The following is a 15,115-nucleotide window of genomic DNA, read 5'->3' as shown; positions in this document are numbered from 1 at the left end:
CAGTGGAGCGGCCGATTCATTTGTTGATGGACCGTGCTTACGAAGGCAACGAAACCCGCCAGTTAGCGCTCGATCTTGGCTTCGTGCCGGTGGTCCCGCCGAAATCCAATCGGGTCGAGCCTTGGGAGTACAACCGGGAGATGTACAAGCGGCGCAACGAAGTGGAGAGACTGTTCCGTCGCTTGAAAGGCTACCGCCGGATTTTCTCGCGCTTCGAGAAGCTGGATGTCATGTTCCTTGGATTCCTCAGCTTCGTCCTAGTCGTTGATGGGCTTCGGATGTGTTAACAGGCCCTAAGTACCTTGTCGTCGTATTCCGGTGATCTGCCGCTGTGGCAGTTATGGCCGTCTTGAGCGAGAACGTAAATCGGATGCTTGTTGTCCGAGGGGAGAGGATCCTCTTCGACGGCAAACCCGTAGATGTTCGGTCCGACCATCGTATCGTCGACGTCTATGAAGTTGAGCACCAGACAGCTACCGCTCGCCTCGTCTAGGTCCCAGGCACCGGTAATCGTCCGGGGTGGGCCGTTCAGTTGGTTGCCAGCGATGCAGGTGGTTTTTAACGTGTAACGCTGCATGTTTCTGCTGGGAGTCGGCATCGAAAGAAAAAGCTCTGCGCGGACAGTCTGGCAGTCTTGCGTGTAGGAGGTGAGTTGCCCTGTGTAGGTGCCAGTCAGTACCTGCTGCCGCTTTAGAGGCCAAAGATCACTCCGATCTTTCTGTTCAGCTGAGGCCGTGCTGACGACGACAAGCACGACGGCGATCGTGCAGGCCAGCAGAGTCTTTTTGGCATCCTTGCTCATGGTGCTTCCTCATTTAATGTCTGGGTTCAACGCTTCCCACCAAAAATACTACCGAACAGGCCGCGCACGATCTGCTGGCCGATCTTGTTGCCCACCGTGCGCGAGGTCTGCTTGGCCATCGCTTCGAGCATGCCCTGGCGGCGGCTGGTGCCGAAGACGGCATCCTTGACCGCCTTGCCGAAGCCGCTGTCCTGGGCGTCGTCGTCTTCGCGGGTGCGCGCCGGTGGTGCGGCGTTGTGCTCGGCCACTTGTTCGACGCGGCGCGCGAGCAATTCGGCGGCGGATTCGCGGTTGATTGCGGTGTCGTAGCGGGTGCCGACCGGGCTGGCGGCACGCACCTGCGCGCGTTCGGTCTCGCTGATGGCGCCCATGCGGCAGCGCGGTGGGGCAATCAGGGTCTGCTGCACCGGCGCGGGCACGCCCTTGCCTTGCAGCGGCGACACCAGCGCCTCGCCGGTGCCCAGGCTGGAGATCGCGGTGACGACAGGGAGTTTGGGATTGGCCACAAAGGTCTGCGCGGCCGTCTTGACCGCCTTCTGGTCGCGCGGGGTGTAGGCGCGCAGCGCGTGCTGCACGCGATTGCCGAGCTGGCCGAGGATGTTGTCCGGAATATCGTCGGGAAACTGCGAGCAAAAGTACACGCCCACGCCCTTGGAACGGATCAGCCGCACCACCTGTTCGATACGCTGCACCAGCGCGGCGGGCGCGTCGTCGAACAGCAGATGCGCTTCGTCGAAGACGAACACCAGCTTGGGTTGTTCCAGGTCGCCCACCTCGGGCAAACGCTCGAACAGTTCCGACAACAGCCACAGCAAAAAGGTGGAATACAGCTTCGGCTTGAGCACCAGTTGGTTGGCCGCCAGGATGCCGATCACGCCGCGGCCGTCCGGTGCCACGCGCATCAGTTCGGCCAATTCGAGTGCGGGTTCGCCAAAGAACTGCTCGCCGCCGTCCTGCGCCAGACGCAGCAAGGAGCGCTGGATCGCGGCCACCGATTGGCTGGAGACCAGCCCGTAACTGGTGGACAGCTCCTTGCGTTCTTCCACCACCAACGCCAGCAGCGCGCGTAGGTCGTCCAGATCCAGCAACAGCAGTCCACGGTCGTCGGCCAGCTTGAACACGATATCCAGCACGCCGGACTGGGTGTCGTTGAGTTCCAGAATGCGCGCGAGCAGGGTGGGGCCCATCTCGCTGACGGTGGTGCGCACCGGGTGGCCGAGCTTGCCGTACAGATCCCAGAACACCACCGGGTTGGCGGACGGCGCGTAATCGGTGATGCCCACTTCCGTGGCGCGCTGCAACACGCCGGCTGCGCCGTCGCCGACAACCGCCAGACCGGCCACGTCGCCTTTCACGTCGGCCAGGAACACCGGCACGCCCAGCCGCGAGAAGCTTTCGGCCAGGGTCATCAAGGTGACGGTCTTGCCGGTACCGGTGGCGCCGGCGACCAGGCCGTGGCGGTTGCCGAAGCGTCCTTCCAGCATCACCGCGATGTCGTCGGTGACGCCTTTGCCGAGCAGGAACGAGGCCATTGCGCAGATCCGGTGGGGAAAACGCGATTCTATCTGGCAATGCTCGCTGGCAATCCCGGTGGGGCATCGTGGTGGCACAGCGAGTCCACATGCTGGCGCGAGACGTCAAAGAGCCATGCCGCCGGGCAACTCGCAGGAGCAACGGGCGCGAATCACGGGAACCAGCCAGCAGCCATTCCAACCATCTAATCCATCGATCAATCTAACGGCCCACTGACCCTGCCGGCGGTGCCGCCTTGCCCCGGTGTCGCCCCGGCGGCTACCCTGCCTGCCTTTCCGCTGTACTGCCTACGATGCCGCTCGCTCATTTTGCTTTGCGCCCATGGCCGGTTCTGGCACTGGTGGCGCTGATGTCTGTCGTCCCCGCTGCCCATGCCATCTCCAAACGCGACACGGAGAAAGCCGCCGTGCTCGATACCCGCATGGCCGCCGCCGAAAAGCGCTACCGCGACGCGCTGGTGCTGGTGAACAACTCCGACCCCAAGGGCACTGCCGAAGGCGATGCCGCGCTGGAGGACATGGAAGACGTCATCGACGCCTGCATCAAGCAGCGCGGCTGCCTGGTCGCCAATCAGCTGGCCACCTACAAGCGCCTGCTGAAGGCACGCGCCGACGCCGAGGCCCCGGCCGCCGAAGACCCGGAAGACGACGACAGCTTGCTGCAGGCCGACCCGGATCATCTCGGCCCGGCGAACAACGGCGTGCCAGAAGCCGCACGCGCGGCCACGCTGCTCAACGACCAGCGCCACGATTTCGACAAGATGGTGCAGTACAACCCGGCGGTGCAGGCCGGTATCCGCCGCTGGCTGACCGACATGCGCCCGGCGCTGCTGACCAGCTACGAGAACTACAGCAACCTGCGCGGGGTGATGTGGCCGGAATGGCAGAAGCGCGGCCTGCCCGAGGCGCTGCTGTTCGGCATCATGGCCAAGGAATCCAATGGCAAGGTGCACGCCAGTTCGCGTGCCGGCGCTGCCGGGCTGATGCAGTTCATGCCAGCCACCGGGCGTCGTTTCGGCCTGGGCCCAGACGGCACCGGGTTCGATACGCGTTTCGATGCACGCAGCGCCGCCGAAGCCAGTGCCGCGTATCTCAACGAGCGCATGGCCGGGCTCAACCGCAACATCGAATTGGCGCTGGCCGCCTACAACGGTGGCGAAGGCCGCGCGGCGCGCGTGTTCTCGCAGAGCGGCGGGCGCGGGTTCTGGGAACAGGACGTGTACAACCAGTTCCCGGCCGAAACCAAGGACTACGTGCCGATGGTGATCGCCGCAGCTTGGATCTTCCTGCACCCGCGCCAGTATGGCGTGGACTTCGCCAAGCTCGATGCGCAGCCGGCCACGCTCAAGCTCGCCAAGTCGACGACCATCTACGAGCTCACCATTTGCCTGGGCAGCATGGGCACGCGCGACGGCTACATGCGCGCGCTGCGCAACCTCAATCCGCGCTACGAATCCGATGGCTGGATTCCGGCCGGCACCGTCATCAATGCCACCAACCGCATCGCCAGCCTGTACACGCGCTACTGCGTCAACGGCCCGCGTGCGGACCTGGCGCGCACGCTGATCACCGCCGACCTCAACAGTGCGATCGTGCGCAGCAGCAGCGCCCCCGAGTACGTGCCCAGCGTGGCAGTAGGCGACGTCAGTCCGATGGCCGGCGTGCCGACCACCGTGGCCACCGGCCAGCCGGTCGTCGCCAAGCCCAAGGCCAAGCAGGCGCGCAGCTACACCGTCGCCAAGGGCGACACGCTCGGCCGCGTGGCGCAGAAGTACCAGTGCGAGATCAAGGAGCTGGCCAAGGCCAATCGCCTGAAGGCGCCGGGCTATGCACTCAAGCCGGGGCAGAGCATCAAGCTGGCGGGCTGCGATCGCTGACCAGCGCGGGCGATATGGCGTCGGCGAGCTGCGGGCTGGACCCAGCTCCTGTAGGAGCGGGCCTGCCCGCGATGAAGCCGTCCCGGTAGCTCTAGGGTGGGTGGGCGCGTTCTAAATTGGAGGCTGGGAGTGCGAAACGCGCCTGCGCACGAAACGTCATCGAGAAGGCCTCATCGCGGCCAGGCCCGCTCCTACAACGGCATCGCTAGCCACATTTGCCGATCGCCGCATTCGGAGTGAATCGCGCTGGTGCACGAACGTCATCGAGAATGCCCGTCGCGGTCAGGCCCGCTCCTACAGCGGCGGAGTCGCTCGCCGCATTCGCCGATTGCCGCGTTTTGCCGCGTTGGGTGTGAAGCCGGAGGCGTCAACCCGCCGCGTAATCAGCTTGCCTGGCGACGTGCGAGCGATTGTCCCAAGCGAACCGATGTCTCCGCAGCAAGTCCAGCTTCGAGCTTCGCGACACCCGGCGGCAGCAACACGATCACGGTAGACCCGTAGTTGAAGCGCGCCATTTCCGCAAACCGCTCCAGCACGATGCCCTTGCCGCGATAATCCTTACGCGTAATGCGATCGCCATAGCGCGGGATCTCCACGCCGCTCCACACCGTCTCCACGCCGGACACCAATAGCGCGCCCACCATCACCGAGGCCATCGGGCCGAAGTCGGTGTCGAAGTGGCAGACCAGGCGCTCGTTGCGCGCGAACAGCCGCGGCACGTTGCGCACCGCATCCGGTCCCACGCTGAACAAGCGGCCAGGCACGTGCACGGTCTCGCGCAGGGTGCCGGTCCACGGCATATGCACGCGGTGGTAGTCCTTCGGCGACAAATACACCGTGGCGAACAGCCCGTCGTTGAACGGCAGCGCTGCCTCGGCATCGCCGAGCAGTTCGGCAGCGGTAAACGACTGCCCCTTGGCCTGGAAAATGCGGCCGTTCTCGATCGGGCCGAGCTGGCTGATGCGGCCGTCGGCAGGCATTAACAACGTTGCAGGATCGGCATCGGGCACGCGGGCGCCCGGCTTCAAGGCACGGGTGAAGAACGCATTGAAGGTGGGGTACGCGCGCGGATCCGGCTCCAATGCCTCGCTCAGATCCACGCCGAACTTGCGCGTCACCGTGTCGATCAACCATTGCTTGGTGGACGGCGTATCGGAATAGGCCAGTGCGCGCGCCATCGAGGACAACAGCCGGTGCGGCAGCACGTAGGTCAGGGAAGTGACTAGACTCACGGAGCGGTTACCTTGGTCAGCTGTTGGAGGTCGGCGGCAATCGCCTTCGGGTCGAGCGGGGGGCGGATCAAGCCGGCCAGGCGGCCTTGCGGGTCGAGCACGGCGATGCCGGCCGAGTGATCCATGCTGTAGTCGTTGGGATTGTCCGCAAAGCCCTTGCCCGGCACCTTCTGGAACACGAAGCCCAACGCGGTGGCGAAGCGCTCCAGCGCCGGTACATCGGCGGTGGCGGCCAGCGTGTCCTTATGGAAAGCGTGTGCGTATTCGCCAAGGCGCCCAGGCGGGTCGCGCTGCGGGTCCACCGAGACGAACAGCACGCGCGGGCGCAAGCCATCGGGAATGCTTGCCCACTGCTGCTGTGCCACCGCCAGATCGGTCAAGGTGGTGGGGCAGACGTCCGGGCAAAAGGTAAAGCCGAGGAACACCAGCGTCCAATGCCCTTTCAGCTCACCGGGCACCAGCTGGGTACCATCGGACTGGCGCAGGCTGAACTGCGGCAGGGTGCGCGGCTGCGGATAGAAGGTGATGGTCTTGGTGGGCGGCCACGGCGAGCTGGGCGCGCCGCCGAGGAACTTCTGGCCCAGCAACAGCCCCAGGCCGGCGGCCAGCGCCACCAGCAGCACGATGCCGGTATTGCGATTGAACATGGCGGTTTCCACTGCAACGGACGCTCATGATACCGATCCGACCTCTATAATCGTGGGCCGATTCCTCTTTAGTTGTTGCCATGACTGCCGCCGCGGCCGACGAACTGCACACCATCATCGACCTGATCCGCTATGGCACCAGCCGTTTCAATGCAGCCGGTCTGACCTTCGGCCACAGCTACGACAATGCGCTGGACGAAGCCACCCAACTGGTGCTGCACAGCCTGCACCTGCCGCACGATCTGGGTCCGGCCTATGGCCAGGCGCGTCTGCTGCGCTCGGAAAAAGAGCAGGTACTGGGCTTGTTCGAACGCCGCATCAGCGAGCGCGTGCCGGCAGCGTATCTGACCGGCGAGGCCTGGTTTGCCGGCCTGAGTTTCAAGAGCGATGCGCGCGCATTGGTGCCGCGTTCGCCGATTGCCGAGCTGATCGAAGCCGGCTTCGAGCCCTGGCTGGGCGGCCGCGAAGTCACCCGTGCGCTGGACCTGTGCACCGGCTCGGGCTGCATCGCGATCGCCATGGGCCACTACAACCCGCAGTGGGACGTGGACGGCGTGGACATCAGCGACGACGCGCTGGCACTGGCGACCGAAAACAAGGCGCGCCTGCACGCCGACAACGTCACTTTGCTCAAGTCGGACCTGTTCACTGGGCTGGGCGGGCGCCAGTACGACCTGATCGTCACCAATCCGCCGTACGTCACCAACGACGAAACCGACGCGCTGCCGCAGGAGTATTCCTACGAGCCTGAGCTGGGCTTGCGTGCCGGCGACGATGGCCTGGACCTGGTGCTGAAGATCCTGCGCGATGCGCCGCAGCATCTCAGCGAAGATGGCCTGCTGATCTGCGAAGTGGGCGAGTCCGAGCAGCACCTGATCAAGCTGTTGCCGGAAGTGGATCTGGCCTGGGTCGAGTTCAAGGTGGGGCAGATGGGCATCTTCGCGGTCGAATGCCGCGAGCTGATCGCGCACGGCGCCCGCATCGCCGAGTTGGCCAGTGCACGCTGAGTCGTCCACACCGCGGCCGCAGCTGAGCGATCTCCTGTTGCTGGTGCCGGTGTCCATCTTCGGTGTGGGCATTCCGCTCGGCTTGCTCGACGTGGTGTATCGCTTGTTCGACCCGATGTACGGCGGCCCCTCGCCACAGCGCTGGTTGAGCGCGGCGGCGGAGATCGGTTTTGGCCTGATGGCGTTTTTCGGCCTGGTGTCGGCATGGATCGTGGTGGTCAGTTCGGATGCGGCCTTGCGCGCGCATCGGCGCCGCACGCTGATCGTGGCACTTGGCCTGCTGGTCGGAATCGGCGTTGCGCTGTACCTGCTTGCCGATTGGCTGCTTAGCGGGCGTGACGAGCTGGATGTGTTTGTGCTGGTGTTCAGCGGCTTGTTGGCAGTGGCGCCGATGCTGGTGGCGGCACGTCATCTGCCGCGCATCCTGCGCGCCACGCCACCTGCTGCAATGTTGAGAGGATGCCGTCATGGGCAGTAACAGTTTTGGTCGCTTGTTGACGGTCAGTACCTTCGGTGAATCGCATGGTCCGGCGATCGGCTGCGTCATCGACGGCTGCCCTCCGGGCCTGGAGATCGCGCCGGAAGAATTCACCCACGATCTGCAGCGCCGTGCCAGCGGCAAGAGCCGGCACACCTCGGCCCGCCGCGAGGCCGACGCCATCGAGATCCTGTCCGGCGTTTACGAAGGCCGCACCACCGGCACGCCGATCGGCCTGCTGATCCGCAACACCGATCAGCGCAGCAAGGACTACAGCAACATCGCCCAGCAGTTCCGCCCCGGGCATGCGGACTACACCTATTGGCAGAAGTACGGCATCCGTGACCCGCGTGGCGGCGGGCGTTCGTCCGCGCGCGAGACCACCATGCGTGTGGCTGCCGGCGTGATTGCCAAGAAGTGGCTCAAGCAGCGCTATGGCGTGCTGGTGCGCGGCTTTTTATCGCAGTTGGGCGAGATCCGTCCGACCGGTTTCGACTGGAATGCGGTCGAAGACAATCCGTTCTTCTGGCCGCATGCCGAGCAGGTGCCGGAGCTGGAAACCTATATGGATGCGCTGCGCAAATCCGGCGATTCGGTCGGCGCGCGCGTGGACGTAGTGGCCGGCGGCGTGCCGCCGGGTTGGGGTGAGCCGATCTACGGCAAGCTCGATGCCGAACTGGCTGCCGCGCTGATGAGCATCAATGCGGTCAAGGGCGTGGAGATCGGTGACGGTTTCGCCAGCGCCGCGCAGAAGGGCACCGAACACCGCGACCTGATCACCCCGGAAGGCTTTCTCAGCAATCATGCCGGCGGCATCCTGGGCGGCATTTCCACCGGCCAGGCGATCACCGCCTCGATGGTGCTCAAGCCGACCTCGAGCCTGCGCCTGCCTGGCGCGACCGTGGATGCCGAGGGCGCCGTGGTAGATGTGATCACCACCGGTCGCCATGACCCCTGTGTGGGCATTCGCGCCACCCCGATCGCCGAGGCGATGATGGCGTTGGTGTTGATGGATCAGGCCTTGCGTCATCGCGCCCAGTGCGGCGATGTCGGCGAAGTGTCGCCGCGGATTCCCGGTCAACTCGATGTCTGAGTCGCGGCGCGCCAAGGTGTGGGTCAGCCAGCCCCTGTTCGACGATGTCGTCGCGCAGTTGGGCGAGCATTTCGAGCTGACCACCACCGAGCGCGTCACTGCCTATTCGCCGGCCGATCTGGCTGCGCAGCTGGCATCGCTGGATGGTGCGTTGATCACCCTCAACGAGCGTATCGGCGCGGTGGAAATTGCCTCTGCGCCGCAACTACGCGCGATCGCCAATGTCGGCGTGGGCTACAACAACCTGGATCTGGACGCGCTCAGCGCAGCCGGCATCCTGGCCAGCAACACCCCGGATGTACTGACCGAGACCACGGCCGATCTCGGCTTTGCCTTGCTGATGGCCACCGCGCGTCGCATCACCGAAGCCGAGCGCTGGCTACGCGACGGGCAGTGGGGGCAGTGGTCGTTCAAGACCATGCTCGGCGCCGATATCCACGGCAGCACGCTCGGTATTCTGGGCATGGGCCGGATCGGGCAGGGCATCGCCCGCCGCGGCGCGCACGGTTTCGGCATGCGCGTGCTGTATCACAACCGTAGCCAGTTGCCGGCCGAGACCGAACAGGCGGTGGGTGCGCGTTACGTGGATTTCGACACCTTGCTGGCGCAGTCCGATCACCTGGTCCTGGTGCTGCCGTACACCAAGGCCTCGCACCACATCATCGATGCCGCAGCGCTAGGCAAGATGCGCTCCACCGCCACGCTGGTGAACATCGCGCGCGGCGGCCTGGTCGATGAAATCGCGCTGGCCGATGCGCTCGCCAACGGGCGGCTGGCCGGTGCCGGCCTGGATGTCTACGAAGGCGAGCCTGCAGTACGTCCCGAGTTGCTGGCCTTGCGCAACGTCGTGCTCACCCCGCATATCGGCAGTGCCAGCCTGGCCACGCGCCGCGCCATGGTGCAGCTGGCGGTGGACAACCTGATCGCCGCGCTGGGCCAAGGCCCCAATGCCGGGCATCCGCCCAGCGCACTCAATGCCGACGCGGTGGCCGCTGCCAAACAGGGCGGCGCGCGCGTGAGCGCGAGCGATGGCGACGCGATCAAAACCGGCGCCACCAAAACCACCACGACCAAACGATAGGGAACCTCCGCGGCCAGCTTTGGAGGTTCCCCGAACCCACTGCGCAAGCGCGTTCCCCTCTTTCCTCTTTCGATAAAGACAATCTCATGAGCAACGAAAACCGTCGTTTCAACGTCGCGGTCGTGGGCGCCACCGGCGCTGTCGGCGAGACCATGCTGAGCATCCTGGCCGAGCGCAATTTCCCGGTCGCCACCCTGTACGCGCTGGCTTCGTCGCGCTCGGCCGGCGGGCAGGTGGAGTTCAACGGCGGCAAGGTCGATGTGCTGGATCTGGCCGACTTCGATCCCACCGGCGTGGACATCGCGCTGTTCTCCGCAGGCGGCAGCGTGTCCAAGGAATACGGCCCCAAGTTCGCCGCTGCCGGCGCGGTGGTGATCGATAATTCCTCCGCGTTCCGTTACGACGACGATGTGCCGCTGGTGGTGTCGGAGGTCAATCCCGAAGCGCTCAAGCAGCGCCCGCGCGGCATCATCGCCAACCCCAATTGCTCGACCATGCAGATGCTGGTCGCGCTGGGCCCGATCCACCGCAAGTACGGCATCGAGCGCATCAATGTGGCGACCTATCAGTCGGTGTCCGGTGGCGGGCGTTCGGCGATGGAAGAACTGGGCAAGCAGACCAGCGAACTGCTGGGCTTCCAGCAGATCGAACCGCAGCGTTTCCCGGTGCAGATCGCCTTCAATCTGATCCCGCACATCGACGACTTCCAGGACAACGGCTACACCAAGGAAGAGATGAAGCTGGTCTGGGAGACCCGCAAGATCCTGGGCGACGAGACGATCATGGTGAATCCCACTGCGGTGCGTGTACCGGTGTTCTACGGTCACTCCGAAGCGGTGGCGATCGAAACCCGCGACAAGATCACTGTCGAGCAAGCACGCGCGCTGCTGGAAGCATCGCCCGGCATCGAAGTGGTGGACGAGCACAAGCCCGGTGGCTACCCGACCCCGGTCACGCACGCCTCCGGCAAGGACGCGGTATTCGTCGGCCGTATCCGTGAGGACCTGTCGCATCCGCGCGGTCTGAATCTGTGGATCGTCTCGGACAACATCCGCAAGGGCGCCGCGCTCAACGCCGTGCAGCTGGCCGAGCTGGTCGCACAGGAAGGCTAAAGCACGGTCGTTCGGTAGGAGCGCGCTGGCGCGCGATGAAGCTTTCCCAGTGAAGCCTCATCGCGCACCAGTGCGCTCCTACCAGATGCACTGCCGATGGCCTGCTGCATGGATGCCGCATCGCGACGGCCTGTGCACTCCGCGCGAGCTGGCCGACTTTTTCGCTCATTCAGCGGCTATATTGATGCCCATGAAACATAGGGGCGGGGGCGCGATGCGTCCGATACAAGCGATAGGTGCGTTGCTGCTGATGGTCTGCAGTGGCGCCGCCATGGCGTTGGGGTTGGGCGATATCCGGGTGCTGTCCAAGCCTGGGCAACCGCTGGTGGCCGAGATTCCGGTCATCTCCAACGAACCGGGCGAGCTGGACAACGCCCGTGTGGCGCTGGCATCGGCGACCACCTTCGCGCGGGTTGGCCTGGAGCGTCCGCAGGGATTGGTCAGCAGCCTGCAGTTCCAGTTCGCGCAGGACGCGCGCGGGCGTGCGGTGATTCGCGTGACCAGCAGCCAGGTGGTCGACCAGCCGGCGATCAACTTCCTGATCGAAGTGGAGTGGGGCCAGGGTCGGCTGGTGCGCGAGTATTCCGCGCTGGTCGATGCGCCCAACACCGCGGCTGCGATCGCCGGGCCGTCCATCGAAGCGCCGCGCGCCGGGGCCAACAATACGATCCCCCGTCAGTCCCCGGTGTCGGCGCCGGCTGCCGCCGGCACCGATCAAAACACTGCCGCTACCACTCCAACTGCACGCCGCAGTGCAAGCACCGCCGCTGCCGCGCAGGCCGGCGATGCGTTGCCGGCGGTGCGCTCCGGCCAGACCTTGTCGGAAATCGCCGCCGCCGTGGCGCGCTCCAGCGGGCATTCGCTGGATCAGACCATGCTGGCGCTGTTGCGGACCAACCCCGATGCCTTCATCGGCGGCAACATCAATCGCTTGAAGCAGGGCGCGGTGCTGCGGACGCCGCAGGAAGAGGCGCTGGCACAGGTCGGTGCGGCCGAAGCGGCGGTGATGGTGCGCGAGCAGGCTGCCCAGTGGCGGCAGGCGCGCTCGGCGATTCCGCAGCCGGCCGAAGCCGGCGCGGCTGCCGCGACACCGCCCACATCCGTAGCACCTGCTGCGCCCACCACTGCGGGGGCCGGCGCGCGGCTCGAGATCGCCCCGGCAGTGGCGATTCAGACCAGCACCGCCGGCGCCACGTCCGGCACCAATGCCGAAGGCGAGGGCGAGATGGCGGCCAACCAACAGTTGCAACAGGCCAAGGAAGACATCGCCACCCGCGATGCCGAATTGCAGGATCTACGCACGCGCGTGGCCGATCTGGAAAAACTCAAGCAGCAACAGCAAGCCTTGATCGCAATGAAGAACACCGATCTGGCAGCCGCGCAGAAGCGCCTGTCGGAGACGCCGGCTGCGGCGGAGCAGGGTGGCGGTTTCCCGCTGTGGTTGATCGGCGGGCTGGTGTTGATCGTTGCGGCCGTGGTCGCATGGCTGGCTGCACGTCGCCGCAAACCCTCGCCGCTGCCGCCGTTGCCGCGTCGTCAGTTCGACTTCGTGCCTGCCGAGGCTGCCGCCGAGACGGTGGAGCCGCAGGATGCCGAGCTCGCCACGCAGCCCAGCGAATACGACCTGGTGCATGAGACCGAATTCGAGCAGGCCAATCTGCGCGAGGACGAGCGCGCTTACGACGCGCAGCAGCCGCTGTCGGAGGTGTTGCGCCGCGAGCCGCTGCTGTCTGAGCCAGCGCCTGCGCCGGTCGTGGTCACCAGCGAGGATTGGCGGTCGTTGCGTGCAACGCCGCCGGCTCCGGCCCCGGTGGCTGTGCCGGAGTACGTCGAGCCTGCGCCGGAACTGGAGCCGGAGCCGGAGCACGCAATCAGCGATCTTCCGCCAGTCGCGCCGCCTGCAGCGGTTGCCACCCAGGACAGCCTGGATTTTGCGCAATCTCCAGTGGCTCCCATTGCTCCCGTCGCCGCGCCTGACGCACAGACCTACAGGGAATTCACGTCCGTAGGCCGCGATCGGCTGGAGCTGGCCGTGGCCTATATGGATCTGGGCGACAAGGACACCGCACGCGGCCTGTTGCTGGAAGTCGCCGCCACCGGCGATGAGGCCACCCGTGCCGAAGCGGCCGAATTGCTGGAGCAGCTGACATGAGCCCGGCCATGGACAGCCTTGCCGCAGACAAGCGCGCCGCACGCGAGCGTCGCATCGATTACGTGGAGTTCGCCTCGATCGATCCGGACGCCAGCCGCGCGTTTTTCGAACAGGTCTTCGGCTGGCAATTTCAGGCCTATGGCCCGGATTATCTGGCCTTCAACGACGGGCGCCTGGACGGTGGTTTCTACCGTGCCACTGCGCCGGCAGCGGCCGAAGCGGGCCCGCTGGTAGTGCTGTATGCCGACGACCTGGCACCAGTGCTCGAGCGCATACGTGCTGCCGGTGGCGAGATCGTCAAGCCGGTGTTCGGCTTCCCGGGTGGCAGCAGATTTCATTTCCGTGAGCCCGGTGGCACGACGCTGGCGGTGTGGTCCGAGCGCGCCGCCGCGCAGGGCGACTGACAAACCATTGCGCTCAGCGTCAGGCGCGCGGTTGGTTCTCGGTGCGGCATCGCCACTCGTCACACTGCGGTGCTTGCGCGCGGTTTGCGCCTCACTGACGATCGCTCGCGACGCTTTGCCGGCCGCGCTTGGTCCGCACACTCAATCGATTCAACAACAGGCAGGTTCCGATGCGTTACGCGCTGGGCGTGGAGTACGACGGCAGCGAGTTTCAAGGCTGGCAGCAATTGGGCGAACACGGCGGGCCGACAGTGCAGGCCAGGTTGCAGGCGGCCCTGTCCTCGGTCGCCGATGCCCCGGTGCAGGTGGTCTGCGCAGGCCGTACCGATGCCGGCGTCCACGGCGAATGCCAGGTGGTGCATTTCGACAGCGACGCACGCCGCGACCCGCGCAGCTGGACGTTGGGTACTACCGCGCGGCTGCCGCCCTCAATCGCGGTGCGCTGGTGCGTGCCGGCGGCGGCCGACTTCCATGCGCGGTTTTCCGCACGTGCCCGCCGTTATCGTTATCGTCTGCTCAATCGGCAGATACGCCCCGCGCTGTATCGGCAGACCTTGAGCTGGGAGCGGCGCCCGCTGGATGCAGATGCCATGCACACAGCGGCGCAGGCCTTGTTGGGTGAGAACGACTTCAACGCATTTCGCAGCGTGCAATGCCAGGCGCCGCATGCACGCCGCAACCTGCAGGCCATCAGCGTGCAGCGGATTGGCGAAGTGGTGGAGATGCAGGTCCAGGCCAATGCATTCCTTCATCACATGGTGCGGAATATTGTTGGCTCGCTGATCCTGGTCGGAACCGGAGAACAACCGGTCGACTGGATCGCGACGTTGCTGGCCGGACGCGACCGCTCTGTGGCCGGGCCGACGGCGCCGCCACAAGGCCTGGTGTTTGTCGGGCCGTTGTATCCCGCAGAGTGGCATCTGCCTGCTGAGGTCACCCAATGAATCGATCGCTGTACCGCACCCGTATCAAGTTCTGTGGCATGACCCGCGCCGGTGATATTCGACTGGCAGGCGAGCTGGGTGTGGACGCGGTAGGTTTCATCTTTGCGCACGGCAGCCCGCGCCGCGTGGCACCGGCCGAGGCGCGCGCGATGCGTCAGGCCACCGCGCCGATGGTCGATGTGGTGGCGCTGTTCCGCAACAATTCCAAGGAAGAAGTGCGCGAGGTGGTGCGTACCGTACGCCCGACCTTGCTGCAGTTCCATGGCGAAGAAGACGACGCGTTCTGCCGTAGTTTCAATCTGCCCTATCTCAAGGCCGTGCCGATGGGCAGCACCGGCGTCAATGGGGAAGACGCCAACGCGCGCACCTTGCAGCTGGCCTATCCCAATACAGCCGGTTTCCTGTTCGACAGCCATGCGCCCGGCGCAGGTGGCGGCACCGGCAAGACCTTCGACTGGTCGCGGTTGCCGACCGGCCTGCATCGCCCGTTCCTGCTGGCCGGCGGTATCAATGCCGACAACGTGTTCGACGCTATCGTGGCGACGCTGCCCTGGGGTGTGGACGTGTCCAGCGGCGTGGAGCTGGCGCCCGGCATCAAGGACGGCCACATGATGCGCAAGTTCGTCGAAGAAGTGCGCCGGGCCGATTGTCACGAGATGTCGTGAGATTCGGGATTGGGGATTCGGGATTAGGCAAGCGGAGCTCGGGGCTTGTGCCGTTGTTTTGGAGCGCTAGTCGCCGCTACACATTGCTC

General features: G+C 65.5%; 15 protein-coding genes. 11 read left to right on the top strand and 4 right to left on the bottom strand.

The features are described from left to right. Positions 1–287: transposase (locus tag ABS769_RS10000; protein ID WP_317061036.1), on the top strand; the 287-nt coding region annotated here is incomplete at its 5' end. Here the strand turns inward: ABS769_RS10000 and ABS769_RS09995 are convergent. Together ABS769_RS09995 and ABS769_RS09990 are read right to left on the bottom strand one after the other, a co-directional pair. After that, positions 284–802 carry a hypothetical protein gene (locus ABS769_RS09995; RefSeq protein WP_317061483.1) on the bottom strand — a complete coding sequence of 173 codons (519 nt, stop codon included), beginning with the start codon at positions 800–802 and terminating at the stop codon, positions 284–286. The two genes, ABS769_RS10000 and ABS769_RS09995, sit on opposite strands and share 4 nt — an antisense overlap. Positions 803–828: 26 nt before the next feature. After that, positions 829–2,334, bottom strand: a complete 1,506-nt coding sequence (locus tag ABS769_RS09990) for a helicase HerA-like domain-containing protein (protein WP_317061482.1) — start codon at positions 2,332–2,334, stop codon at positions 829–831. 293 nt (positions 2,335–2,627) lie between these two features. Between ABS769_RS09990 and ABS769_RS09985 the strand changes: the two genes are divergently transcribed. Beyond that, positions 2,628–4,211 (top strand): transglycosylase SLT domain-containing protein, encoded by a 1,584-nt coding sequence (locus ABS769_RS09985; RefSeq protein WP_023904486.1) that lies wholly within the window; start codon positions 2,628–2,630, stop codon positions 4,209–4,211. A gap of 383 nt (positions 4,212–4,594) precedes the next feature. On the opposite strand, the gene asd is transcribed toward ABS769_RS09985, so the two are convergent. Next, entirely contained in the window at positions 4,595–5,443 is an 849-nt protein-coding gene (gene asd, locus ABS769_RS09980) for an archaetidylserine decarboxylase (RefSeq protein ID WP_317061481.1), read from the bottom strand. After that, positions 5,440–6,090 (bottom strand): SCO family protein, encoded by a 651-nt coding sequence (locus ABS769_RS09975; RefSeq protein WP_317061480.1) that lies wholly within the window; start codon positions 6,088–6,090, stop codon positions 5,440–5,442. Before ABS769_RS09975 ends, asd begins: the two co-directional genes overlap by 4 nt. Positions 6,091–6,170: 80 nt before the next feature. Between ABS769_RS09975 and prmB the strand changes: the two genes are divergently transcribed. The 9 genes from prmB to ABS769_RS09930 all read left to right on the top strand — a co-directional run bounded on the left by prmB (position 6,171) and on the right by ABS769_RS09930 (position 15,026). Further along, positions 6,171–7,097, top strand: a complete 927-nt coding sequence (prmB, locus tag ABS769_RS09970) for a 50S ribosomal protein L3 N(5)-glutamine methyltransferase (RefSeq protein ID WP_317061479.1) — start codon at positions 6,171–6,173, stop codon at positions 7,095–7,097. After that, positions 7,087–7,575 (top strand): hypothetical protein, encoded by a 489-nt coding sequence (locus ABS769_RS09965; protein WP_317061478.1) that lies wholly within the window; start codon positions 7,087–7,089, stop codon positions 7,573–7,575. The genes prmB and ABS769_RS09965 overlap by 11 nt, the downstream gene beginning before the upstream one ends. Then, positions 7,565–8,668 carry a chorismate synthase gene (gene aroC / locus ABS769_RS09960; protein WP_255085521.1) on the top strand — a complete coding sequence of 368 codons (1,104 nt, stop codon included), beginning with the start codon at positions 7,565–7,567 and terminating at the stop codon, positions 8,666–8,668. The genes ABS769_RS09965 and aroC overlap by 11 nt, the downstream gene beginning before the upstream one ends. After that, positions 8,661–9,749: a 2-hydroxyacid dehydrogenase gene (locus tag ABS769_RS09955; protein ID WP_317061477.1), complete on the top strand. Its 1,089-nt coding sequence runs from the start codon at positions 8,661–8,663 to the stop codon at positions 9,747–9,749. The genes aroC and ABS769_RS09955 overlap by 8 nt, the downstream gene beginning before the upstream one ends. 86 nt (positions 9,750–9,835) lie before the next feature. Beyond that, on the top strand, positions 9,836–10,861 hold the full coding sequence (locus tag ABS769_RS09950) for an aspartate-semialdehyde dehydrogenase (RefSeq protein ID WP_317061476.1): 1,026 nt from the start codon (positions 9,836–9,838) through the stop codon (positions 10,859–10,861). A gap of 214 nt (positions 10,862–11,075) precedes the next feature. Continuing rightward, entirely contained in the window at positions 11,076–13,013 is a 1,938-nt protein-coding gene (locus tag ABS769_RS09945) for a FimV/HubP family polar landmark protein (RefSeq protein WP_317061475.1), read from the top strand. Further along, positions 13,010–13,417, top strand: coding sequence for a VOC family protein (locus ABS769_RS09940; protein ID WP_317061474.1), 408 nt, complete (start codon positions 13,010–13,012; stop codon positions 13,415–13,417). The genes ABS769_RS09945 and ABS769_RS09940 overlap by 4 nt, the downstream gene beginning before the upstream one ends. 170 nt (positions 13,418–13,587) lie before the next feature. Then, positions 13,588–14,361, top strand: a complete 774-nt coding sequence (gene truA / locus ABS769_RS09935) for a tRNA pseudouridine(38-40) synthase TruA (protein ID WP_317061473.1) — start codon at positions 13,588–13,590, stop codon at positions 14,359–14,361. Next, positions 14,358–15,026 (top strand): phosphoribosylanthranilate isomerase, encoded by a 669-nt coding sequence (locus tag ABS769_RS09930; protein ID WP_006449444.1) that lies wholly within the window; start codon positions 14,358–14,360, stop codon positions 15,024–15,026. Before truA ends, ABS769_RS09930 begins: the two co-directional genes overlap by 4 nt. Positions 15,027–15,115 lie beyond the last annotated feature (89 nt).

The sequence above is a fragment of the Xanthomonas hortorum genome, from assembly GCF_040279205.1.
GTDB lineage: Bacteria > Pseudomonadota > Gammaproteobacteria > Xanthomonadales > Xanthomonadaceae > Xanthomonas > Xanthomonas hortorum_F.
Note: the sequence above shows the minus strand (reverse complement) of the source record. Positions and strands in the feature narration are given on the sequence as shown.

What these genes read in the sequence shown, in the direction of transcription:
- ABS769_RS09945 (WP_317061475.1), top strand. Translation starts at nt 11,076, where the DNA reads ATGCGTCCGATACAAGCGATAGGTGCGTTGCTGCTGATGGTCTGCAGT.
- ABS769_RS09930 (WP_006449444.1), top strand. Translation starts at nt 14,358, where the DNA reads ATGAATCGATCGCTGTACCGCACCCGTATCAAGTTCTGTGGCATGACC.
- ABS769_RS09990 (WP_317061482.1), bottom strand. Translation starts at nt 2,334, where the DNA reads ATGGCCTCGTTCCTGCTCGGCAAAGGCGTCACCGACGACATCGCGGTG.
- truA (WP_317061473.1), top strand. Translation starts at nt 13,588, where the DNA reads ATGCGTTACGCGCTGGGCGTGGAGTACGACGGCAGCGAGTTTCAAGGC.
- ABS769_RS09975 (WP_317061480.1), bottom strand. Translation starts at nt 6,090, where the DNA reads ATGTTCAATCGCAATACCGGCATCGTGCTGCTGGTGGCGCTGGCCGCC.
- prmB (WP_317061479.1), top strand. Translation starts at nt 6,171, where the DNA reads ATGACTGCCGCCGCGGCCGACGAACTGCACACCATCATCGACCTGATC.
- ABS769_RS09985 (WP_023904486.1), top strand. Translation starts at nt 2,628, where the DNA reads ATGCCGCTCGCTCATTTTGCTTTGCGCCCATGGCCGGTTCTGGCACTG.
- ABS769_RS09955 (WP_317061477.1), top strand. Translation starts at nt 8,661, where the DNA reads ATGTCTGAGTCGCGGCGCGCCAAGGTGTGGGTCAGCCAGCCCCTGTTC.
- aroC (WP_255085521.1), top strand. Translation starts at nt 7,565, where the DNA reads ATGGGCAGTAACAGTTTTGGTCGCTTGTTGACGGTCAGTACCTTCGGT.
- ABS769_RS09950 (WP_317061476.1), top strand. Translation starts at nt 9,836, where the DNA reads ATGAGCAACGAAAACCGTCGTTTCAACGTCGCGGTCGTGGGCGCCACC.
- ABS769_RS09940 (WP_317061474.1), top strand. Translation starts at nt 13,010, where the DNA reads ATGAGCCCGGCCATGGACAGCCTTGCCGCAGACAAGCGCGCCGCACGC.
- ABS769_RS09995 (WP_317061483.1), bottom strand. Translation starts at nt 802, where the DNA reads ATGAGCAAGGATGCCAAAAAGACTCTGCTGGCCTGCACGATCGCCGTC.